At 41.5% G+C, this 22,976-nt stretch carries 23 protein-coding genes; 13 read left to right on the top strand and 10 right to left on the bottom strand.

Translation table 11 applies throughout. The features are described from left to right. Positions 1 to 65: 65 nt before the first annotated feature. Complete coding sequence (locus RMZ95_RS15880) at positions 66 to 1,430, bottom strand: hypothetical protein (protein ID WP_409882771.1); 1,365 nt, start codon at positions 1,428 to 1,430, stop codon at positions 66 to 68. A gap of 360 nt (positions 1,431 to 1,790) precedes the next feature. Further along, positions 1,791 to 1,970: a hypothetical protein gene (locus RMZ95_RS15875; protein WP_322683726.1), complete on the bottom strand. Its 180-nt coding sequence runs from the start codon at positions 1,968 to 1,970 to the stop codon at positions 1,791 to 1,793. 307 nt (positions 1,971 to 2,277) lie between these two features. Between RMZ95_RS15875 and RMZ95_RS15870 the strand changes: the two genes are divergently transcribed. The 6 genes from RMZ95_RS15870 to RMZ95_RS15845 all read left to right on the top strand — a co-directional run bounded on the left by RMZ95_RS15870 (position 2,278) and on the right by RMZ95_RS15845 (position 7,425). Further along, the gene (locus RMZ95_RS15870; protein ID WP_322660902.1) at positions 2,278 to 2,421 is read left to right on the top strand and encodes a hypothetical protein; all 144 of its coding nucleotides are present in this window, start codon (positions 2,278 to 2,280) and stop codon (positions 2,419 to 2,421) included. 107 nt (positions 2,422 to 2,528) lie between these two features. Continuing rightward, a complete protein-coding gene (locus RMZ95_RS15865) occupies positions 2,529 to 3,026 on the top strand; it encodes a hypothetical protein (protein ID WP_322683725.1) in 498 nt (165 codons plus the stop codon). 331 nt (positions 3,027 to 3,357) lie between these two features. Beyond that, positions 3,358 to 5,808: a phenylalanine--tRNA ligase subunit beta gene (gene pheT, locus RMZ95_RS15860; RefSeq protein WP_322683724.1), complete on the top strand. Its 2,451-nt coding sequence runs from the start codon at positions 3,358 to 3,360 to the stop codon at positions 5,806 to 5,808. A 283-nt stretch (positions 5,809 to 6,091) separates the two neighbouring features. Then, positions 6,092 to 6,361, top strand: coding sequence for a YciI family protein (locus RMZ95_RS15855; protein WP_289799149.1), 270 nt, complete (start codon positions 6,092 to 6,094; stop codon positions 6,359 to 6,361). Between the two features lie 28 nt (positions 6,362 to 6,389). Continuing rightward, positions 6,390 to 6,650, top strand: coding sequence for a hypothetical protein (locus RMZ95_RS15850; RefSeq protein ID WP_409882768.1), 261 nt, complete (start codon positions 6,390 to 6,392; stop codon positions 6,648 to 6,650). Continuing rightward, positions 6,631 to 7,425 (top strand): Tab2/Atab2 family RNA-binding protein, encoded by a 795-nt coding sequence (locus tag RMZ95_RS15845; RefSeq protein WP_322683723.1) that lies wholly within the window; start codon positions 6,631 to 6,633, stop codon positions 7,423 to 7,425. Before RMZ95_RS15850 ends, RMZ95_RS15845 begins: the two co-directional genes overlap by 20 nt. Positions 7,426 to 7,527: 102 nt before the next feature. On the opposite strand, the gene RMZ95_RS15840 is transcribed toward RMZ95_RS15845, so the two are convergent. Then, a complete protein-coding gene (locus RMZ95_RS15840; protein WP_322683722.1) occupies positions 7,528 to 8,427 on the bottom strand; it encodes an aspartoacylase in 900 nt (299 codons plus the stop codon). A gap of 199 nt (positions 8,428 to 8,626) precedes the next feature. On the opposite strand from RMZ95_RS15840, the gene RMZ95_RS15835 reads away from it, so the two are divergent. The 3 genes from RMZ95_RS15835 to RMZ95_RS15825 all read left to right on the top strand — a co-directional run bounded on the left by RMZ95_RS15835 (position 8,627) and on the right by RMZ95_RS15825 (position 11,072). Continuing rightward, complete coding sequence (locus RMZ95_RS15835; RefSeq protein WP_322683721.1) at positions 8,627 to 9,808, top strand: AGE family epimerase/isomerase; 1,182 nt, start codon at positions 8,627 to 8,629, stop codon at positions 9,806 to 9,808. Between the two features lie 55 nt (positions 9,809 to 9,863). Continuing rightward, entirely contained in the window at positions 9,864 to 10,451 is a 588-nt protein-coding gene (locus tag RMZ95_RS15830; RefSeq protein ID WP_322683720.1) for a Uma2 family endonuclease, read from the top strand. Between the two features lie 138 nt (positions 10,452 to 10,589). Continuing rightward, positions 10,590 to 11,072, top strand: coding sequence for a cupin domain-containing protein (locus RMZ95_RS15825; protein WP_322683719.1), 483 nt, complete (start codon positions 10,590 to 10,592; stop codon positions 11,070 to 11,072). Between the two features lie 46 nt (positions 11,073 to 11,118). On the opposite strand, the gene RMZ95_RS15820 is transcribed toward RMZ95_RS15825, so the two are convergent. From RMZ95_RS15820 to RMZ95_RS15810, 3 genes are all read right to left on the bottom strand, one after another. Beyond that, positions 11,119 to 12,447, bottom strand: a complete 1,329-nt coding sequence (locus RMZ95_RS15820) for an ATP-binding protein (protein WP_322683718.1) — start codon at positions 12,445 to 12,447, stop codon at positions 11,119 to 11,121. A gap of 94 nt (positions 12,448 to 12,541) precedes the next feature. Next, on the bottom strand, positions 12,542 to 13,879 hold the full coding sequence (locus RMZ95_RS15815) for a tellurite resistance TerB C-terminal domain-containing protein (protein ID WP_322683717.1): 1,338 nt from the start codon (positions 13,877 to 13,879) through the stop codon (positions 12,542 to 12,544). A 296-nt stretch (positions 13,880 to 14,175) separates the two neighbouring features. Beyond that, positions 14,176 to 15,525: an ATP-binding protein gene (locus RMZ95_RS15810; RefSeq protein WP_322683716.1), complete on the bottom strand. Its 1,350-nt coding sequence runs from the start codon at positions 15,523 to 15,525 to the stop codon at positions 14,176 to 14,178. Between the two features lie 87 nt (positions 15,526 to 15,612). Here RMZ95_RS15810 and RMZ95_RS15805 point away from each other — a divergent pair, with 87 nt between their 5' ends. Beyond that, complete coding sequence (locus RMZ95_RS15805) at positions 15,613 to 15,933, top strand: TMEM14 family protein (RefSeq protein WP_322683715.1); 321 nt, start codon at positions 15,613 to 15,615, stop codon at positions 15,931 to 15,933. 642 nt (positions 15,934 to 16,575) lie between these two features. Here the strand turns inward: RMZ95_RS15805 and RMZ95_RS15800 are convergent. Then, positions 16,576 to 17,220 (bottom strand): hypothetical protein, encoded by a 645-nt coding sequence (locus RMZ95_RS15800; RefSeq protein WP_322683714.1) that lies wholly within the window; start codon positions 17,218 to 17,220, stop codon positions 16,576 to 16,578. 82 nt (positions 17,221 to 17,302) lie between these two features. Then, positions 17,303 to 17,539, bottom strand: a complete 237-nt coding sequence (locus tag RMZ95_RS15795) for a DNA-directed RNA polymerase subunit omega (RefSeq protein ID WP_094351515.1) — start codon at positions 17,537 to 17,539, stop codon at positions 17,303 to 17,305. Between the two features lie 150 nt (positions 17,540 to 17,689). On the opposite strand from RMZ95_RS15795, the gene RMZ95_RS15790 reads away from it, so the two are divergent. Then, positions 17,690 to 18,109, top strand: a complete 420-nt coding sequence (locus tag RMZ95_RS15790) for a fasciclin domain-containing protein (RefSeq protein ID WP_322683713.1) — start codon at positions 17,690 to 17,692, stop codon at positions 18,107 to 18,109. A 91-nt stretch (positions 18,110 to 18,200) separates the two neighbouring features. Here the strand turns inward: RMZ95_RS15790 and RMZ95_RS15785 are convergent, their stop codons facing one another. Beyond that, a complete protein-coding gene (locus RMZ95_RS15785) occupies positions 18,201 to 19,664 on the bottom strand; it encodes a glycoside hydrolase family 13 protein (RefSeq protein WP_322683712.1) in 1,464 nt (487 codons plus the stop codon). Positions 19,665 to 20,296: 632 nt separating this feature from the next. On the opposite strand from RMZ95_RS15785, the gene RMZ95_RS15780 reads away from it, so the two are divergent. After that, positions 20,297 to 22,024, top strand: coding sequence for a S8 family peptidase (locus RMZ95_RS15780; protein ID WP_322683711.1), 1,728 nt, complete (start codon positions 20,297 to 20,299; stop codon positions 22,022 to 22,024). 114 nt (positions 22,025 to 22,138) lie between these two features. Next, positions 22,139 to 22,438 carry a hypothetical protein gene (locus RMZ95_RS15775; protein ID WP_322673780.1) on the top strand — a complete coding sequence of 100 codons (300 nt, stop codon included), beginning with the start codon at positions 22,139 to 22,141 and terminating at the stop codon, positions 22,436 to 22,438. Positions 22,439 to 22,481: 43 nt separating this feature from the next. On the opposite strand, the gene RMZ95_RS15770 is transcribed toward RMZ95_RS15775, so the two are convergent. Beyond that, positions 22,482 to 22,853 (bottom strand): CU044_2847 family protein, encoded by a 372-nt coding sequence (locus tag RMZ95_RS15770; RefSeq protein WP_322673779.1) that lies wholly within the window; start codon positions 22,851 to 22,853, stop codon positions 22,482 to 22,484. Positions 22,854 to 22,976: the final 123 nt, after the last annotated feature.

Here is a 22,976-nt window from a genome sequence, read left to right as displayed (position 1 = left end):
AAAGGGCCATTGCCACAATAGACAGGCTTACCGATGCAAAACTGGCTCCTGTCTGCTACAAACTTTTAGGCTATGGTAGAGAAATCATAATTTGGGTTGTTGTAGCCTGGATTTGATATGGCGGATGTTACAAGGTCAGAACTGCTGAGTAAACTGCTGACATCAGTTCCTATATTTTGGCTAGGCTTAGTACTACCTAGTGATATCAGTTCGCCACTAACAGAGAAATTCCAGCCTTCATTACCAACGAGTGTTTTGTCATCACCACTGGCTTCAATCCGGTTTCCAAGAAGATTGCTGTTAGTTACATTGGCAGTGTTGCCACTACCAAGGATATCGTTTTTACTACCAGGTAGTGTATTGGCATTACCAAGAATGTCGTTGTTATTGCCTAAGTTCCAGTTACCGTTACCGTTGGTTGTGCTCTCGTTACCAAAGCCCCAGTTGCCATTACCTTCGGTTTTGCCGCCATCACCGTAGTTCCAGTTACCGTTACCGTTGGTTGTGTTACCGCTACCAAAATTCCAGTTACCATTACCGTCGGTTGTGTTGTTACTACCATATAGCCAGTTACCGTTACCTTGACCACTGTTGCCGGTAGCATTTGCACCATCTAATTTTTGAATATCAGCTATCCAGTTGTCGCTCTTATAAGGTACAGGTTGACCGTTGCCAGTTTCAGGTAGGTTGCTACCACTTTCCTTGGAGGGCGGAGTGCTGCCAAATGGTAAGTTACCAGGAAGGTTGCCGCTACCACCAGATGCGTTACCAGCAGATGCGCCACCAGTAAAGGGGTTGCCGCTACCACCAGATGCATTACCACCAGATGCGCCACCAGCAGATGCATTACCACCAGATGCATTACCACCAGATGCGCCACCAGCAGATGCATTACCACCAGATGCATTACCACCAGATGCGCCACCAGCAGATGCATTACCACCAGATGCGTTCCCACCAGATGCGCCACCAGCAAAGGGGTTGTCGCTACCACCACCTAATGCACTAATATCACCGCCAAGGACTCCGATGAGTTGATTGAACGGATTATTGGTATCAGTTAAAGCCCGCTCGTCAAGTGGTCGCTCGTAATTATATTTGTACTTTCCATCTTCACTGGTTGTGGATGAGTTACCACCACCGATGAAGGAAGTGAAAGGATTACTACCGCTAGCAGCACCACCAAAGCCATCGCTACCAGAGCCACTGCCACCAAAGCCACCGCTACCGGGGCCACCGCCACCAGAGACACTGCTACCGGAGGCACTGCTACCGGAGGCACTGCCACCGAAGCCACCGCTACCATCTAAACTGCTGCCATCGCTAGACTGCCATTTGCCATCACTGAAAGAAAAATTGCTATTACCAGTTAAATTGTTACTAGTACTTTGTGACCCAGTTGTTTGATTGCTATTGCCAGAAGTTGCCATTAGAATTAAACTCCTATTACTCAAACTGAAATACCTCTATCAAGAGGAAGATTAACGACATGAATGAAAGCATTTTTTTTACTTTTATTTTCAATAAAAATTACTAATAAAAACAGCAATCACCACATTTAGTAAAAGTATATAAAATCAGATTTACATTTAAAATGAACAAAATTTCGATTGGATTGCCTATTCTTTAGATTGGATTGTCTATTCTTTCGATATTGTTGAGATAAATTTCAGCAAATTGTCCGATAATCCTGATAGTGAATGCTTTAGAGGCAGTTTGTACAGTAATTTGTTCGGCTCAAAGAGGGGCAAATTTATCTCTTTGGAGTTCGACAACACAATGCAATATAATTACACTACAAAAAAGAGAAAAATGTAATTTTTGTAGTCTATTGAGTGAGAAAATATTACTTGTGAGGTTTTATCGAGTTTTAAAGATTCAAGTTCTGCGATCGCTCTAGCGATCGCATCTAAATTACTCGCGATCGCAACCAATGTTAAGAACCAACCAGAAAAATCAGCATTTCTCATTTGATTTATTTTCCAAGTCTCAAAGCCATATCTCCGATGGGCTACGCCTTGTGAAATCGCGATCGTTGCTCATTTCAATAAGCTGGGCTTGTTGAGAATAGAGAAAAAATAATGTCCCTTTTACATAATGTAATAATTGCTAAACTATGCACTAATAGTGCTAGAAAGTAAAACTAGAGTGAATCCTCAAGATAAATCAAGCAACGAATTGTTGGAAAAGCGCTGTTGAAGTTTTTGAAATCAGAAAAAAGCTTGTGTATTTAGATTGCTCGATTTATGGTATTTTAGCTCAAGCGTGAGAAACCAAATGGTTCTCAATCGTAATGGTTATCCAAGAAGCAATGTCTACGACGGGCGCTTCCTGAGCGCACCCGTACCCCTCCGGGGAAGCAAGCTAGCAAGAGCGTCTCCGATAGGAGAAGGGCTGCGCCTACGCACAAAAGTTAGCTAATTGCGTTTTATCTTTTAAAGCTTCACTCTAGCAGAACATAGAACAATTTATCAGCCTGCTTTCTGGCTCAACTAATAATAAAATTTCCTAATTATGGAGTATAAAAAATGAAAAGTGTAGTAAGCGTAGCAGTGATATTAACATTGATTGGTGGAGCAAATTGTCTTCCTAGCTATGGAATATTATCAAATATCAAGCCTTCAAGCATAGAAGTTAAATCAATTGCTCAAGGGAATCATCAACAATTGATGGCTAGAGTTGGAACTACTTTAAATACTCCATTTTATCTGAGATATGGAAGGACAGCCTACCTCCCCACTGACAATATTGAAATCAAATTTTCAAAAGTTATCCAGGATTCTCGGTGCCCTTCTGATGTAACTTGTATTTGGCAAGGGCAAGTTATTATTGGATTAGACATCATAAAAAATGGTCAGCAAGTTTCAACATTAACGCTAACCCTTGTCCCAGGTCGTGATGCTTTACCAATTCAATTTTTAGATAAGTATTCGGTGACATTGATAGGGGTTTCCCCATACCCAAATAGCAAAAAGGCGATCGCGCTTAAAGACTACATTGCTAAAATTGTTGTTAGTAAAAATTAGATGACTAAATAATTCGTAATTCGTAATTCGTAATTCGTAATTCGTAATACTCGCCTTTGGTGAGAAGCAAGCTACGTAATTCGTAATTCGTAATTAAAAAAGTTAGACTGAATCTGGATTTTCAGCTTGACATCTGTAGCCGGATTTTGGATAATCGGTATTTCTTCCCTGCGTAGATATATTCTCAGTATTTACTTATTTTTACATTGCTTGTCTAACGTAGTAGGATTGTTCAAGTGAAAGGGTGTGCCTTGCGGGGCGAGTAGCCATCGATCGCTAGCAGGCACCCTAAAATAAGAGCAAAAGACGATTCCTAAAACAAGCACACTCCATGCGTATTTCTCTAAATTGGCTGCGCGAACTAGTAGAGATAAAACTTAGTCCAGAAGAATTAGCCGAAACCCTGACAATGGCGGGGTTTGAGGTTGAAGAGATTGAAGACCGCCGCACTTGGGCAAATGGCGTAGTGATTGGCAAAGTGCTTGAGCGTCAACCCCATCCCAACGCCGATAAATTGAGTGTTTGCCAAGTGGATATCGGTACAGGTGAAACTTTAAATATTGTCTGTGGCGCTGCCAATGTGAAGGCAGATATCTATGTACCTGTGGCAACTACGGGTACTTACTTACCCAAAATAGATTTAAAAATTAAACCTGCAAAACTACGTGGTGTCCCATCTCAGGGCATGATTTGTTCTTTAAAGGAACTCGGTTTGCCTACCGATGTAGACGGAATCCACATTTTTACCCAGGAAAATTTACCATTGGGTAGTGATGTCCGGCCGTTGTTGGGTTTAGATGATGTAATTTTAGACCTGACGGCAACTGCAAATCGCGCTGATGCTCTGAGTATGGTAGGTGTAGCCAGAGAAGTAGCCGCTTTAACGGGTGGAAAGTTGAGCATTCCTGAACCTGCTGAAGTATCTATTCCCAAAAATGCTGGAAATTTAGCTTTAAAAATTGCCGATACCCAAGCTTGTCCTGCATACATCGGTACGGTAATTGAACAGGTGAAAATTGCTCCGTCTCCCGAATGGTTGCAACAGCGTTTGCGGGCGGCTGGGGTACGTCCTATCAGTAATGTGGTGGACATTACTAACTACGTTTTGTTGGAATGGGGACAACCACTGCACGCCTTTGATGGCGATCGCCTAAAATCTGTTGCAGGTGGTGAAAATTTAAGCATCGGCGTTCGCTTTGTCAATAATGGAGAATCCCTCAAAACCCTAGATGGACAAACTCGCACCCTAGCATCCCAAAATTTGTTAATCACCGCTAACGAAAAACCTGTTGCATTGGCGGGAGTTATGGGTGGGGAAGAAACAGAAGTCCATCAAGGTACTCAAAGCCTAGTTTTAGAAGCAGCTTTATTTGATTCCGTGGCAATTCGCCGTTCTTCGAGGAGTGTAGGGTTAAGAAGTGAGGCTTCTGGCAGATACGAACGGGGAGTTAATCGGGCTGAGTTGGAAATAGCCAATCGCCGCGCCTTATCCTTAATTAGCGAATTAGCCAGTGGAATTATTGTCCAGCAAGAAATTGCCGACACCCGCCCCGATCCGTCTACTTGGAGTCGTTCTATCGCCCTGCGTTTAGAGCGAGTTAATCAGATATTGGGGCCGATAGATTTAGGAGAAGATACAGGCGAACTCCAAGGACAAGATGTTGAGCGCATCCTGACTGCATTGGGATGTCAGTTAACTTCTTCAGGAGAAGATAGCAGCCATCAACCTAGATGGTCAGTTTCCGTACCACCCTATCGTTACCGCGACTTAGAGCGCGAAATTGATTTAATTGAAGAAATCGCCCGTCTCTATGGTTACAACAAATTCTGCGATACTTTACCAGAAAAAGCGGAAGCTGGTTATCTGCCTTTAGATGAGGAAGTGATTCGCAAATTACGAGCTTTCCTGCGGGCTGAAGGATTGACAGAATTAATTCACTATTCTTTAGTCAAACCAGGAGAAGACAGAAATATAGTACTGTCCAATCCCTTATTTGTCGAATATTCAGCGCTGCGAACCGATTTGATTTCTGGGTTAATTGATGCTTTTCAATACAATTTAGAGCAGGGTAATGGTGCGCTGAACGGCTTTGAAATCGGGCAAATTTTCTGGCAAGAAGAAGACGGTTTGCAAGAAACAGAAGCCTTGGCGGGAATTATGGGAGGGGATATTTCCGTTGGCAGATGGTCAAAAAGTGGACGCGAAGAACCCATCACCTGGTTTGAAGCCAAAGGCATTTTAGAAAGTGTATTTCGGCAACTTAGCTTGCAAATCGAATTTCAACCCGATCGCCGCGACGATCGCTTACATCCAGGACGCACTGCTTCCCTGTGGATTCGGGGTAACAGACTAGGGATTTTTGGACAACTCCATCCCCAACTGCGACGAGAAAAAGGTTTACCAGATTCCGTTTATGTCTTTCAATTGGATCTAGATGTGCTTTTAGATTCTCTGGGAGAAGATGAAATTCTCGTCTCCAGATTCCAGCCTTATTCTACATATCCAGCTAGCGATCGCGACATTGCCTTTTTCGCACCCGTGAAAATATCAGTTGTCGAAATTGAAAAAGTAATTACCAAAGCTGGTAAAGATTTGCTCGAATCGGTGGAATTATTTGATGAATATCGGGGCGAAAACGTCCCCGAAGGACAACGGAGTTTAGCATTCCGCTTAATTTATCGGGCTAGCGATCGTACTCTGACTGAGGCTGAAGTCGAACCAGTACATAATAAAGTCCGCGAAGCTTTGGTGGAAAAATTCGGTGTTAACTTGAGAAGTTAGTCATTTGTCATTTGCTAGGAGTGAGAAATTAATAATATCAAGTCCGGGTAATTAGTTTGATTTCCACAATTATTACACCCCACCCCCAACCCCTCCCCGCAGGCGGGGAGGGGAGACAAAGCGTAGCTTTGGCGGGGTGGGGTTCTTGAAGTTTAATAAGTAACCAAGCGAACATGATATAATTCCTCACTCCCCGATGCACTGGCTGCAAAATCTAAAATCCAAAATCTAAAACTTGTACTGAGCGAAGTCGAAGTATCCAAAATCCAAAATAGTCTTAACCATGCCTAAATATGTACTCTGGGGAACTTACTGCGAAGACGTTATCGAAAAACGCGCCCCCTATCGTCAAGCTCATTTAGACGGATTAGCAAAACAGAAAGAATCCGGTGTGCTGATTACTATCGGCCCCACCAAGGATGTTACAAAAGTTTTTGGGATTTACGAAGCCGAAGACGAAGCCACTGTGCGCCAGTTAATTGAAAACGATCCTTACTGGAAAAATGGCATCTGGACTGAATATTCAGTCAAAGAATGGATTCAGGCTTTATAAATTGGTGTTGGGCATTGGGCATGGGAAGATGAGCTTGAATGTTGAACCTTTGAACTCGGAAGTTGAACCTCTGAACTCGGAAATTATACTTTTGAACTCGGAAGTTGTACCTCTGAACTCGGAAGTTGCACCTTTGAACTCGGAAGTTGCACCTTTGAACTCGGAAGTTGAACCTCTGAACTCGGAAGTTGAACCTCTGAACTTAAAACTTTCAGCTATTTCTCCCATCTCCCCATGCCCAATGCCCCATGCCCCATCCCCCCATAATTATGAAAACTTGGCAGGTTGATTTTTATCGTCGTCCCTCACAAGATGCGTCTGGACAAATTTTATGGGAATTGTTGATTTGTGACGCAACTCGCAGCTTTGAATATGAAGCCACCTGTCTCCAGTCAGCAGCAAATTCTAATTGGGTTGCGACTCAACTTGAGCTAGCTGCTGGTGAAAAATTGCCAGATGTAATTCAGGTGTTTCGTCCTCAGTCTCTAAACTTAATTGAGGCGGCTGGACGCAATTTAAGTATAAATGTCGAACCTACCCGCCACACCTTGGCGTTAAAGCAGTGGTTAGAAGAAAAGCAATATCCCTCAACCCTGGATAAACCACCCCCAACACCATTACCAGAAAACCTTTGGGGAGAACAATGGCGTTTTGCAAGTTTAGCTGCTAGTGATGTAGAAACGAGATTTAGCGATCGCCCTATTCCCATTTTGCACGTTCCAGAACATTTCAAACCCATCAATTTAGGTTTGGCATCAACAGTTCCCGTTCCTGGTGTAGTAATTTATGGGGGACGGCAATCAATGCGCCTAGCACGGTGGTTGCAGCAAGCCCGTGCCGTCAGCTTGAACTACATTTCTGGCGCACCGGATGGCTTAATATTAGAAGCTAGCTTGGTAGATAGGTGGATTGTTGCCACATTTGAAGATCCAGAAGTTACCACAGCAGCCCAAGCATTTGAACAACGTAAAAAGCATTGCCGAGGATTGCATTTTTTGTTAGTTCAACCCGATGATTCTGGTATGACTTATAGCGGCTTTTGGTTATTGCAAGCAGAAAATTGATATTAATTGCCAAAAATATTTGTCTGTAGTTCTGGGATTTGTGGTTTAGAGGTGTTAGAGAATAAAAATAGAGATAAAAGTTAGGCAAAGGCGATGAATAAATCAAACTATTTCTTCCTGTTTTTGACTTAAATACATCGCAATTCCTTTCTCGTAGTAAGCTGCTTCATTAATAAAAATAGGATAAACAGTAGACGCTCCCTCATAGAAAATATCTTTTCCTTCAAAAGTCAAAAACATTGGATCGCCTGGATGCAAAGGTTCATAATCCCTAAACTGAAGCTGGGGGTGAATCATGGCTTGAATTTCCCCACGTAGGCGCAGCCCACCGTAGGCATCGCTTCTCGGATAATCGATAGTCTGAATGTATTTATAAAGTGTAAGGTGATTGCTTGTCTGCGGAATATTACCCTGATTGCACCTTTCAAAATAATCTAAAACTGCATAAATAAGCTGTTCTGTCTCCTGAAATAATTTGGCGTTTAAAACATTTTGAGCTACAGCACCAACTTCTATAACAAAACCCAATTCGCACAAAGAACGGAGAAAACCATTTTCTTTGGATTCCTGATTAATAAAGACTTTCACCAAAGGATTGATAGAACTTAAATAAGCGCCTAACCGGAGCAAGAAAGGATGCATATCACAAAAAATCAGACTTAACCCCATATTGGCAGTTGTGCTATGCAAATCAACAATTACATCTACAAAGGGCTGATTTTGCGGTTGCAATATCTGTTGAATTGCTTTTGCCCGCATATCTTCATAACTTAAGAGTTGGGGATTTTGTAAACCTTGATTAGTGAAACAACGATTTAAATCTTTTTCAATGTATCGTTTGCCTTCTTCAATAGCTTTGAGATTGCCAAGTAATGCCAGAGTTTCAAAACTTGCCCTGTTAATTAAATTAGGATATTGCTGAAACTTTTTGACTAAATGTACTCCTGTTAGCTCATTACCGTGGTTTCCTCCAACGATCGCAACTCGTTCAATCTGACTCATAACAACCTCATCTCTAAAAAACTACCCTACGGTTATTGAGAATGGTGCAAGATCCAAGATAGAAGTATAACTTCTGTTGACTAAATCTTGTAAAAGCCTGACATAATGTCTACGAAGGGCTACGCCTACGCTCCATATTAGAGCCAAAATATGATAACTGTTAAGCTGTTAGATTTAGTACAAAAAGAGAAGCAAATTTATGGAGAAGGACTTTCAAGCGAACGCTGAACTTTACAAAAACGCCCTCCTCAACGACGTACTCCCCTTTTGGGAAAAATATTCTCTCGATTGGCAGCAAGGCGGCTATTTTACCTGCCTCGATCGCGAAGGCAAAATTTATGATACAGACAAATTCATCTGGCTGCAAAACCGCCAGGTGTGGACTTTTTCCATGCTTTACAACCAGCTAGAAAAGCGCGAAAATTGGCTAAAAATTGCTAGCAACGGTGCTAATTTTCTCGCCCAACATGGCAGAGATAGCGATGGTAACTGGTACTTTGCCCTCACTCGTGAAGGGAAACCATTAGTTCACCCTTACAATATCTTTTCTGATTGCTTTGCAGCGATGGCATTTAGTCAATATGCACTCGCTGGCGGCGAAGAATGGGCAAAGGATGTAGCAATGCAAGCTTATAACAACGTATTACGCCGCAAAGATAACCCCAAGGGCAAATATAATAAAACTTATCCCGGCACACGCCCGATGAAATCATTGGCTGTACCGATGATTTTAGCCAACCTGACTCTAGAAATGGAATGGTTGCTACCAAAGGAAACACTAGAGAATGTCCTCGCTGAGACAGTCCGCGAAGTGATGACGGATTTTCTCGACCAAGAACGAAGACTAATGTACGAAAACGTTGCTCCTGACGGTTCTCATATCGATAGTTTTGAGGGACGGGTGATTAATCCAGGTCACGGGATCGAAGCGATGTGGTTTATCATGGACATCGCGCGTCGGAAAAATGACACCAAAACTATTAACCAAGCCGTTGATGTAGTGCTAAATATTCTGAATTTTGCTTGGGATAACGAGTACGGCGGATTGTATTACTTTATGGATGCAGATGGTCATCCTCCACAACAACTAGAATGGGATCAAAAGCTGTGGTGGGTTCACCTAGAGTCATTGGTTGCATTAGCGATGGGTTATCGGCTGACAGGGCGTGAGGTGTGTTGGGAATCGTATCAAAAGATGCACGATTACGCCTGGTCACACTTTGCTGATTCCGAGTATGGTGAATGGTTTGGCTACCTGAATCGGCGTGGGGAAGTATTGTTGAACCTCAAAGGCGGCAAATGGAAAGGATGTTTTCACGTACCGCGTGCATTGTATCTTTGTTGGCAGCAATTTGAAGCATTGCAAAACCTGGGGCGGTAAACAACGCAGTCAGTTTAATCTTTGCTAGTGACAAGTACTCTTGGAAAGATGTCTCATGAATGCTGTAACACCTAAGCGATTTACGATCGCAGAATACCATCAATTGATTGAACTCGGATTTCTGACAGAGAGCGATCGTATTGAATTGATTCGAGGGGAACTGATTCAAATGACAGCAAAGGGAACGCCTCATACAGTTTGTAGTTCTATCCTATGCCGTCAATTGGATCGGCTTCTAGGCGATGGAGCAGTCATCCGGGGACAAGATCCCATCACCCTTCCTAATCAAAGTGAGCCTGAGCCGGATGTTGTCATTGCACGAGGAAGAGATGAAGATTATCTCGCTCATCATCCCTATCCAGAAGATATTTTGTTAGCGATTGAAATTTCAGATAAAACCATAGATTACGACCAAATAATCAAGTTGTCTTTGTATGCAGAAGCTGGAATTTATCATTACTGGATTGTGAATTTACCGGCTCGTCAACTTGAGCGTCATAGCCAGCCATATCAAAACGCTCAAAATAAGTTTAGCTATCTCAGCAAACAGATTTATTTACCGAATCAATCAGTAGATATTCCTGGATTTGAAGATGCATTATTAGACTTGAATCGGTTGTTTCCAGAGAGTGCTAGGGAATGATTTTGTTGGTGCGATGCCTACGGCGGGCTACGCCTACGCGTAAAAAAGTGTTCTATTCTCTAAAACACGTTTAAATACTGATACCTTATGCTTTAAATGATTTAATTAAAGGTATTGCCCAAACAAAAAACTTTTAATATGAGAAAACTGTCTTTGATTCTCCCCTTTGCTATCCTAGCTTTTGGCAATGTAGTTGTTAAAAGCCAAGAAATCTCCTCACCCAATACTTACACTCAATCTGTTACCCGTGAAGTTTTAGCGAGTGGTTATCCTACTCAAGATAAAAAGCAGATTCTTGAGCTTGTACGCTATACCATCGCACCAAGAGCAAAACTCCCTACTCATACTCATCCAGGAATGCAGATTGAACGAGTAGAGGTGGGAACTTTAACTTATACTGTTGTGCAAGGAGAAGCGAAAGTAACGAAAGCTAACGGCACAGAATTGATTCTTCAAAAAGCGAAAACTATACAGCTTACAGTGGGAGATTCTTTAGTTGAATCTGCCGGAATGGTTCATTATGCAGAAAACCAAACAAACAAGCCGATTATTCTGTTGTCTGCTTCTCTATTTAATGCTAATCAACCAAAAGCTATTTTAACCAATCCTGAAAACAGATAAATTTTTCAATCAGCTTGTTCTTCTGGCTCGATGTCTTCATTACTAATTACAAACTAAATTCGGCTGCGCCATCCTCATCCTCATCTGTATCCTTACCCATAGCAGTAGGTTTAAATTTAGAGCCATGAATTAATTCACCAAACGCAATTTCTGGATTTTGGTGAAGAATATTCAGCACACTCATAAAATCTCGCACAATTTCCCCTGGTGTGAGTAATGCTTCTGCACCCAAGCGACTAATAATTTCTTGCACAAACTCCTTCAACTCACGATTTGTCAAAGTCTGTTCATACCCAAAATTGAGTGCATGAATCTCAGCTAAACGTTGCAAAAGCGTCAAGATTTCTGCTTCACTCAACGGATTTAGGCGAATCACTGGCCCTAAATGTTCCTGAACATTAGCTTGTGCAGCAAAACGACTTTCTTTGGTGCGTCTTTGCCAAGCTTGGTCTGCAAAAAGTCCTCGTTTGGGGTCTTCTAAAAACTTGGTTGTTCCACCAACGACAATACCAAGATGTTCTGCTTTGCATTGCATAGTATCGTTAAACATTGCCAGCAGTCGATTATAATTCTTTTCCCGCGTGACTGTAGTAGATATTTGATATAAATGTACGGCTTCATCAACTAAAATTAATAGTCCTTTATAACCAATTTCAGCCACAAATTTCGCAAACAGTTTTATATAATCATACCAACTATCATCATCAATAATAATGCGCACTCCTAAAGCAGCTTTTGCCTCAACTTTAGTAGTAAATTCTCCTCGCAACCAGCGCATCGCCGCATTTTTTAAATTATCATCATCCATTCGGTAGCCACGCCAATAAGCGATAATCACGCTACCAAAATCAAAACCGTGAACTAAATCTTCAATATACTGAACCACTTCCCTAATTTTCGATTCAACTTGGTCATCAAAACCATCGTCATTGGGACGCATTTCAGTTTCTTTAACCACTTCTTGTTGAATTTTATTAATCCATCCTTCTAAAATCGAGACTAAAGCACCACCATCAGGACGAGTTTTTGTAGCGAGGTGGCTCATTAATTCTCGGTAGGTAGCAACACCTTCATTGTTGCTTCCAGCTAATCGCCGTTCGGGAGATAAATCAGCATCAGCTACTACAAAACCTTGCTCCATCGCTCGATTACGAATTAGTTGTAATAAAAAACTTTTCCCAGAACCGTAGTTACCAATTATGAAGCGAAATGCTGCGACACCTTCTGCAATATCATCGAGATTTTGTAATAGGCTTGTTAGTTCTTTTTCTCGACCTACTGCGATATATTCAACTCCCACTCTTGGTACTACCCCCGCACCAAGGGAATTGATTAAAGCAGTGGAGATTTTCTTCGAGATTTTGAACTTTGCCATGTATTACACTTCACTTGATTCTAAACGCAGAAGCACGCGGTAAGTAAGTAAGGGATATCATCTTACTACTAAATCTTACGACGGCAATAACAATTTAATTTGACGAAGTATGTCTGGTCATGAGACCTTCATACATCGCAATCATTTTTTTGACATCTGTTATATGCTCCTGATAAACTTTTGGACTTTCGGAATCAGAATTGATTATTAATTCCCCAATAGTATCATTTGCACGTTCATTTATAGAATCGATTAATAAATTTGGCATAGTGATATTTGCTTCAGCAATTTTTTTAATAGCACTATTGGGATTATCTTGTTCAACTATAGCTTTTAATACTTGTAACTCATGTTTTGGAATATTTCCGAGAAAATTAGTCCATTCTTCAGAGATATTTTCTGATGTCTCTACTTCCGAATTTTCAATTACATCTGAAGATTCAATTATTTCGGAAAATGGAAACAACTCAATATCATCTTCTTGGGAATTATCCGACAAAGGCTCTGGATTCAAGGTTTCTACTTGTTGTAGTAATTCCCATACTTGATTTTGTAATGAGTCTCGTTCTTCTTGCAATAATGAAACTTGGCCTTGTAATTGCTGTAATTCGGCTTTGTGTTCTGCGAGTTGGGTTTGTGAATAATTAAGAATAGCTTGCATATTTTCTCTTTCGGTTTTCGTTGCTACCAGCAATTGATTACTTTGGGTTGTCTCAACTTCTAGCTCTTGAATTGCAATTCGCAGTTCGTATAATTTTTCTTCTAATTGGGGTTTGAGTCTGCCTAAAAGAGTTAAATTACTTTCAATTTCTTGTTTCTCGTGTTGTAGCTCGGAAATTTGACTTTGCAACTGAGCGATTTCAGCGCGAGATACATTACAATTTGACTCTAAACGGCGCTTTTCTGCGGTGAGAATAGAAAAAGCATTGTTCAATTCAGTTTGATTATTCTGCAAATTATTAATTTCAAGTTGCAGGCTATTAACTTCTGTTTCTAATTGCTTCTTTTGTCCGGCAAATGCTCTTAATTCTCGATGTAAACTATCTCTTTGGCTACGACTTTCTATAACTTGATTTTGCAGCTGTTGTGATTCAGCATATAGTAAATTATGATGTTCTTCAATTTGATTTATTTCTCTGACAACACGAGCCTTTAATTCCTCCATATCTTTAATTCGCTTGCGGAGCGAACCTAAAACAAACATTTCATAATTTCTACGCCGCTTGTCTATAAATAATGCTGTTGTATGGATAGTAACGGCAGTAATTACACCTGTGAGAAAGGCTTTATTAAAATCCCAGCTTGGGACAAGGCTAAGACCAAAACTCACACTAAAGGCAACTATCACTAGTATAAATCTATTGCCGATCGTTACTGATTGCATATTGCTGGTTTTTAGCGTAATTAAATTATCTGAATAAGTAGCTTTCATAGTAATTTATAATTCGTAATGACGCTCTCTACGAGACGCTAAAAGCGTAGCTTGCTTCTCTGAAAGAGTACGTGGACTCGCTACCGCTACGCTAACGTAACTCGTAATTAAACAACACATATACATAAAATACTTAATGTAAGTGGTTTGTAATTTATTGTTCTGTTTGTTATTCAAGATATTTTTCCCAGATTTGGGATCGTAATTGTTATGAAATCTTTAATTTTAGTTAATATTGCATAACATTGTTCTGTAATTTACAAAAAAGCGCAATCATTAATGAAATAATTTTAATGTTAAGTGTTGGATATATTTTTATTTGCATGAAAAATTGTTAAATCTGCTTTTAAAAAATCAACAAACTGCCGTGCTGTACGTCCAGAACGACCATTATGACGAGTTGCCCATTGTAATGCCTGAAATTCTAAATCTTCTTGGGTAATATTAATTTCAGCTTGTGCCACTAGATGTTGTACAATTTTTAAATAAGTTTTCTGATTGGCTGGTTCAAAAGTTAAGGTTAAACCAAAGCGATCGCTAAACGAAAGCTTCTCCTGCATCGTATCCCAGGCATGGATTTCCTCGTTATCCTTTGGTGCAGGTCTATCCACAAAAAACTCCCGAATCAAGTGGCGGCGATTGGAAGTAGCATACACAACTACATTTTGCGGCCGTGCCGTTAAATTACCTTCTAAAACTACCTTGAGGGCTTTAAAGGCATCATCATCTTCTTCAAATGAAAGGTCATCGACAAAGATAATAAATTTTTGTGACACACCCCGTAAATGTTCCACGATTTCTGGTAAGTCTTTTAAATCAGATTTTGCCACTTCCAATAAGCGGAGGCTACGCTCGCTATATTCATTCAACAAAGATTTCACTAAAGAAGATTTGCCAGAACCGCGACTACCGTAAAGTAATACATGCAGTGCCATCTCTCCTGATAATAAAAACTCTGTATTTTTCAGCAAAGCATCTTTTTGAGATTCGTAACCGACAAGCGAACTCAGTTTAACCGGGTCAGAATATTTAATACCGATAAACTGCCCAGATTGCCAGCGTAAAGCGCGATATTCTGCAAATAAACCAGAGCCACATTGCTGATAATAAGCTGCTAACTCTTCTACAGCATCACCCCAATTATCTAACTCTTGTAGATATGTAATGAATTTTGTCTCTACTCCTAGCAAGTCTTGCTCTTTATACCACACTACTGGTGAAATCGGCATGTGAGCTACGTTTTGTACCCACTCGCTCAAAGAAGCGCTGCTACACTCATAAAGACTTTGCAATACTTGTAAATCATGCTGAACTGCTGTTATTAAAGCTGGGGGCAAATCTTCAAATTCTTGCACTCCCGCCAGCCTTGTAAAAGGATTCTCACAAAAGAGAATTTGAGTAATTAAATAGTCTTCCCAGTTTTGATTTCTAGCAGCCAAAGCGTAAAAGTAATTGCCGTAAGCTTGGAGACAACCCCGTGCATCGGTGTCAGTGTAACGTATAGCTTGCAACAGTTCCAGAAATGCTATCCCGACTTCGCCTTGCAGAACAGATTGGTACAGTAAAAGTGAGGCTGCTTGGCGCTGGAGATATTGAATCTTTGTATATGAAGAAGTACTTGCCATTGGCATCGCTTGATTATCCATAAATCAACTGTGTGGTATAGCTAGATAGCTATGGTAAATTGTCTGCTGACCCTGGCAGTAAAGTCAAAGTCTACATAGGTTTTAACAATGAATTTAAGTATAATTGCTGCTTTTGCCTACGGTATATTAGCGATTGTTGGTGGGGTTATTGGCTACATTCAAGCTACAAGTAAGGTTTCACTCTTAAGCGGTAGCATTAGCGGTTTATTACTAATACTTGCCGCTTACTTTCAACTCCAAGGACAAACTTGGGGTGCGATTTTAGCAGTGTTAGTTACTGCTGTTTTAGTAGTTTTATTTGCATTGAGACTGGCAAAAACACGCAAGTTTATGCCTGCGGGATTAATGACAATTTTGGGTATGTTGGCATTGGCGGTGATGGTGAATCAATTTGTGGCTTTAAGGTAGCATTAGTCTCTCAGCAATAACCACCCTCCTGTTTTTTTTGGTGTGGCATGAGTTTCTCTGCTTTGAATTATATTAGTACATTTATATTACTGTGACTTGTTACCTTTGCCTAATAACTTCTAGCATTCTCAATGAGTTATAGCGATTTCTGTCTAAATAAACGTGAATTCGACGGCTTATATAGTGTCCTTTAATTCGCTCAATCAAAAAGACCTCTCCCTGATTTTACTTGGCAAAATCGTCCCTCTCCGACTCGGAGAGGGACAGCCTTGAACTTTAGGTCAAGGCAGGGAGAGGTTTATCGAACTCACGTTAAATAAGGTAAACGGGTAGAGGCGCACAGTACCTTTATCAAGGTGAGTCAAATTGTTGGCAAATATAGCTGAGTGCTGAATGAAAAGGGTGTAGGGGATAGGGTGTGGGGTGTGGGGAACCCCATACTTAAAAGCAGGGGTTTCAAAACGGACGCTGTATATCTTGCACATACGTGTCACTACATACATCTTTTGATTTTTTCCATATTTAAAAACAGGGGATTGTACCCGTTGGGTGCGGGAGAACGTTCTTTATCTAATACCTGCAACCCCACACCCCACACCCTTCTCGGTCAAAACCGAGTTGTTTCAAAACAAGGAAAATTTATCATTTTAGGAGTTCGGCACCTCCTCGTTGTAGTGGCTGTGGGGTAGTTGATGTAGTCGGACTGGGTGCGGTATTGGAATTAGGAGATAGGGTATTTTGGGAAGCAGGATTAAATATATTGACTAAGACTTGTACTAGGGCATCTCGTTGGCTGCGGGTGAGACTTTTGATAGCTTTGCGATCGCCTTCTATCGGATTTTCCCGTAGTGAGTCATTCCCTGGATAGGTAGTATCATACATAATTTCGTTCACACCCAGGTAATCAGCTAAAGTCAACTTCCAATCTAAGCGATAAATGGGGGCCCGCCCTTTGGTATAAATGTGATATCTAATTAGGCGATTTGCTAAAGTGTTGTTTTCGGCAACTTTCCCATTTTCTTTACTGATATACTTATTTTCCCGTGGAAAATCTGGCAATTGTTGATACACCAGCTGCCAAACATCGCTAGGCGTGATTCTCTGGGCAGAAGCAGGTTGGATACTAAATATTCTATGTATTGATTTATCCGCTCCTGAACCTAAAACAATTACACTCACTAGTATTAAGGTAAGTAGTAGTAGTGTTAGCGGTAGCCCGGCGTTTCGCTTGTCCTGAGTTGTGAGTTTTGAGAAAATTGATTTAAATAGAAATTTTTTCTTTTTCATAGAACAATATTTTGGGCGTTGCTGAGTGAAAAGATGAATTTGCCTGATTCAGAATTCAGCACTTACCACTCAGCACTCAATCTTATAGTTCGCCGATAATTTCTGGTTGAGTCAACTCATCGGACATTTCGATTATTGCCCTTAGCACCGGCTTCATCATCGCATCTTCGTTACTTTCAAAGTCTTCGTAACGCCGACGTTTAGCACGATTTGCTACCTGAACCGTAATGCGGTATCGATTTGAGGCTGCACTAATCAGATCCTCAGCACGGTGCATAATCTGAGATTGAGTTGTCTCGAACTTAGAACGCTTTAGCATAATCAGTGGTTCTTGGGGTCATTCTCCAGTGTAACAGTACTAAATCAGTCTACTGCTGTCTGTTAAATCGCCAGCAACCTCTCTATTGATAGAGGCTAAGATATTTTAGTCACTTTATAAGTAACTTGTAGTATTAAATAACGCACCCTCATGGCTGACCTTGTGGAAACTGCGATCGCAGCAGGTAATTTCAATACTCTAATAAAAGCTGCTGAAGCTGGAAATTTCATAGAAACTTTGAAAAGCCCTGGTTCTTTCACGCTCTTTGCACCGACTGACGAAGCTTTTGCTAATCTGCCAGAGGGAACTTTAGACTCATTACTACAAGATATCCCCAAGCTCCAGAAAATTGTGGCGTATCATATCGCTAGTGGGGATGTCAGGTCTGATGATTTGGTACAGATTAACGAGGCAGAGACGCTTGAAGGGTCAATTGTCGCCATTGAATCTGCCGACGGTAAATTTAAGGTAAATAACGCCAATGTCCTAAAAACAGATATTCTGGCAGACAATGGCGTGATCCACGTTATCGATGCGGTGTTGGTGCCTGCAATGGTGGCGGGAAGGTAATGTAATTGGGCATGGGGCATGGCGCATCGGGCATTGGGGCAGAGGAAAAAAACTTACTGCAACTTCTCCCCAGTTCCCCAGTCCCCAATACCTAATCCCCAGTCCCCAAAATGCACCCACTGCGTGCGGGAACAGTCAATGACAACTGCCGATCTCCTTTACTATTCCACTCAACTTCAGCAGTGCCATATAAAGGCTTGTTGGGTTGAGTACGCAAAGTAGCGACATCTGCATTCGCTGTTGCCGAACTTGTGCCAGCGTTGATGGCAATTATTAATTCCTCTGTCCCCAAAGTTCGCGCAAAGATATAAAGTTGTCCTTGAGCATAGAGAACTTGGTAATCACCAGTACGCAAGGCTGGGTAAGTGTGGCGGAGGGCAATTAACTGGTGGTGAGTATTAAAAATTTCTTGATTCCAGTTACTCTCTAAAGGAAAACCACGGCGTGAGTCGGGATCTATTGCACCAGGTAAACCAACTTCATCACCATAGTAGATGCTGGGGGCGCCGGGAAAGGTGAGTAACAGTAGAGTTGACAATTCTATACTGCCTATATCGCCGCCTGCAATGGTCATCAATCGCGCTGTATCGTGACTTGCAAGCAAATTGAGTTGAGTTAGCTGAATTTCCCAAGGGTAAAGTTGCAGTACTTCTTGGATTTTGGTGGCGTACTCGGCAGCAAATAAGGGTGGGTAGGGTTGATAGTCGCGGCTTTGGACTTGTTCTAAGACTACGCGATCGCCTGCTGCAAAGGCAATTGTTGGCCCAGCAAATAGATAATTCATCACGCCGTCAAATTGCGTTCCATCCAACCACTCGCGTGAATCTCCCCAGACTTCGCCCACAATATAAGCTTCGGGATTGATGGCTTTGACGCGATCGCGAAATTCCTGCCAAAAACCAGGAGTTTTTATTTCAAATGGTACATCCAATCGCCAACCATCAATGCCGAATTTAATCCAATATTCGGCAATTTCCATAATGTATTCTCGTACTTCTGGATTATCGTGGTTAAATTCTGGCAAGGCGCGATTTCCCGCCCAGCCTACGTAGTTGGCAGGAAATTCGCCATTGTAAGCCGAAAGGGGCCAACCTTCTATTTTGAACCAATTTACCCAAGGCGAATGGGGGCCATTTTCTAAAACGTCGTGGAAAAAGAAAAAACCCCGGCTAGAATGGTTAAATACCCCATCCAGAACGACTTTGATATTCCGTTGATGGGCTGCATCGAGCAATTCCTTAAAAGCTTCGTTGCCCCCCAGCATTGGGTCAACTTGATAATAATCGTGGGTATGATAGCGATGATTACTGGCGGATTGAAAAATGGGTGTGAAGTAAATCGCGTTAATCCCTAAATTCTGGATGTAGTCTAAATCCTCCATAATCCCCCATAAATCGCCGCCTTTATAGCCCTGGAGAGTTGGCATAGAGTCCCAATCTTCCCAACGGGCTTCTTGCAATAACCGTTTGCGCGGCTGTTTGCTTCTGGCAAAACGATCTGGGAAGATTTGGTAGAAAACAGCGTGCTTCACCCAGTCTGGTGTTTGAATTTGCATGAATAACTCTTTGTATGTTTAGAAGCGATCGTTGCAAATATTAGCTTCTTTATGACTCTTACTTATGATAGAGAATCTGTCATTTCTCAGTAGTCATTAGCGATTTAGCCTTTTTGATGCTGTTTTATACGCAAATGTTATCAGTCTTAATTGGATGAACATCGGGGTTTGATTAGGAGCAGCACCAGAACCCATTCAAAAAGGTGAACGCAGAGATTTATTAAATTTATCTTTTTTACTTATTCCTTAATTCTTCTTAATTTTATTTTATTTACCTTGTCCGTAATGATTTCAGGAGAAACTGGATTAGTTTAATAGCTTCATAAAATTTCCTAGTGACTCCAGTCTTGGGTAAATCTGAGATGCGGCTGCTCAAAAATGTATCACGAGCCACAGAAAATTACGATCGGGGAGACAGAATTCAAAAATATGAGTTATGAATTAGCAATTGTCTTAGGAAGAACTTACCATTTCCTAAGCTTATTTGATGTTATCTATAAAAAAATAGATAACTATAGTCGCATCAAATAATCAAGGCTAAAAAAATACATAGACTGCATTAATGTGAGAGCGACTTATCCTACTAAAATCACTACTTAGTTGACAGCAAATAAATTGAGTTTGAGGTAACAATGAGACACGAAAAACTTTCCCCTGGGCTACTTTTGGCATATCAAGACTATCAAAATGAAGGAGATCGAGCTTTAGTTACACACAAGCGATCGCTTGGCATCATTGCCCACAAAAGCCCGGTTAAGCCTACTAAGAGCGTCGTTTTTATCTACTGCGACCCTGATGCAGACTTAAGTTATCTATCACAATATAATATTGAAGTCAATCAAAACTCCGGGAGTGTGCGGACGGCTTTCTTACCCATAGATAGTTTAGATGTCTTATCTGAAGAAGATGTGATTGTGCGGATTAAGCCATCACGCAAACTTCATTTGAGGATGGACACTGCAATGGGAACAGTCAAACTGCCGGAATTTAAGAATCAAACCGGATTGACTGGTAAAGGAGTAATCATCGGCATTATAGACAGTGGCATCGATCCGAAACACCCCGCCTTTGCTGGACGAATTTTACACATTTGGGATCAAACACTACCAGGGCCAGGAGTCACAGAGGGCGGCTATGGGGCTGAATTTACGGGAGCGCAACTAACAGTTTCTCAGGATACTGGCGGTCATGGTACTCACGTTGCTGGCATTGCCGCCGGTGCTGATGCTAGTTATGGCGGTGTCGCACCAGAAGCGGAATTAGTTGTTGTCAGGTCAGACTTACAGGATGCCCACATTGCAGATGGTGTGCGTTATATTTTCCGAGTTGCTAGGGAGTTGGGACGCCCAGCAGTGGTGAATCTCAGCTTGGGCGGACACGCTGATGCTCATGATGGTAGCGATTCCTTATCTAAAGTTATCGATGCCGAAACTGGGCCTGGAAGAATTGTTTGTTGTGCTGCGGGTAACGAAGGAAACGATAACATTCATGGACAAGCAATCATACCCAGTGGACGCACTCGTGGTATGCGCTTCAATGTTCCTTTGAATCAAGTAGGCATAGTTTGGTTAAACGCTTGGTATGCCAAAGACAGCGAATTGGAAGTATCTGTGCGGAGTCCTAACGGTTTTGTTACTCCCTTCCAAAAAATCATTACTGAAGGTAATGCCGCCCAAGATTACCAGTTACCAGATGCACGGGTGCAATTAGCGACACCAGCACCAGACCAAGCCAACGGCGACCATAATTTCTTTGTGCAAATACGCGGTATTGACCCCTCGCAAGTCATGGGAGGTGTTTGGCAGCTGCGAGTCCGCAACACTTCTTCAACTGACACATGTTTAAATGTGTGGACACTAGATGATAGTTCATCAGTGTTTTTCACAGGTAAAAGTGTGAAAGATGCTTTAAAAATTGGTTCGCCGGGAGCCGCCAGCAGTGCAATTACAGTTGCCGCCTATACTACTAAAACCAAGTACACAGATATTGATGGCCAAGTGCGAGAAATGGGCTTAGAATTGGACACTATTTCGGAATTCAGTAGTGAAGGCCCTCTACGCAATGATGGACAGAAGCCCGATGTAGCAGCACCAGGAGCAATGATTGTTTCGACGCTTTCCGCCGATGCAAATTTTGACCGCTCATCGATGATTAATTCCAAGTTTGTGGTGCAGGCTGGTACGAGTATGGCGACACCGTTTGTAAGTGGGTTAGTAGCACTGCTGTTGCAGCGAGATCCTAGACTCGATCCGGTTGCTGTGAAAGACTTACTACGTAAAAATAGTGCCATTCCCGGCAAACCCGCAGGCACATTTGATGATAAATGGGGTTATGGAGTAATTAACGCTTTGAATCTGTAATTAGACTGAGACTGATGGATATTATTTCTGTACAAGGGTAGGTAACAACAACCTATAAATTTGATAAGTTAGGGTAGACAATTATTGCCTACCCTGTTTACCAAGGAGTTGCTGGTGAATTATCAGAAACTAGATGCCGCTCTTGCGACAGTGCTAAATGATGTTAAAGATTCAGAAGAAACTAGTTTGGCAGTTTTTATCCATACTGAACCAATTTTAAACTCTGCTGCAACTGCTATTTTAGAAAGCTTTGGTGTCAATGGTGTTAGCAGTGGCAAAGATATTTTCACAGCAACACTTTCACCAAATGCCATTTCCCAGTTGTCAGAGCAACCTTGGGTGAAGTATTTGAAGCGATCGCAGCAATTAGGTTTGGTTAATAGGAGAATAAATACACCGAAGTTGGGCGTTTAATCGGCATTGCTTACCCTTATGATGTGTAGATAATTTTTTGCTATTACTGTGAATCAGGTTTTGGTTTTTCTGGAAACTTACACTTCACTTGAATTTCCAGATTACTTTCAGCAGAGCCTTCGGTAATATAAGGAATACCAGCCTTCCCACCCAGCTTAATGCCAAATTTAAGACTTACCTCCTCAATATCCGCAGTATTAAAGTCTTTAAAAGCACTCAGAGCATAGATAGTATAAGAGCGAATCATTTGCCGAGCTTGTTGCATCCGAGCGATCGCATCTGTTCGTACATCTTTGTATTCTATGCCATCATCGTCCTCCTCAATTTCCGAAGTTATTTCGGTGGCTGTGACGTTAATCTCAATCTGCTCAATCTCTCCATCTGCTTGGAAAAATATTTGCTGTACTTCTGACATAAGCTACCTCGATTAAAGTTTTGTAACGTATCTGAATAAATTTCAGCTTGCTTGCAGAAAAATAACAGATGGTGTTGTTGTTAGCAACACAGCCATCATTGTGTCTGTCAAGATTATCCCGCA

Source organism: Nostoc sp. DedQUE07 (assembly GCF_034530975.2).
Classification (GTDB): Bacteria; Cyanobacteriota; Cyanobacteriia; order Cyanobacteriales; family Nostocaceae; genus Nostoc.
The sequence above is the reverse complement of the archived record's forward strand: the minus strand, read 5'-3'. Positions and strand labels throughout refer to the sequence as shown.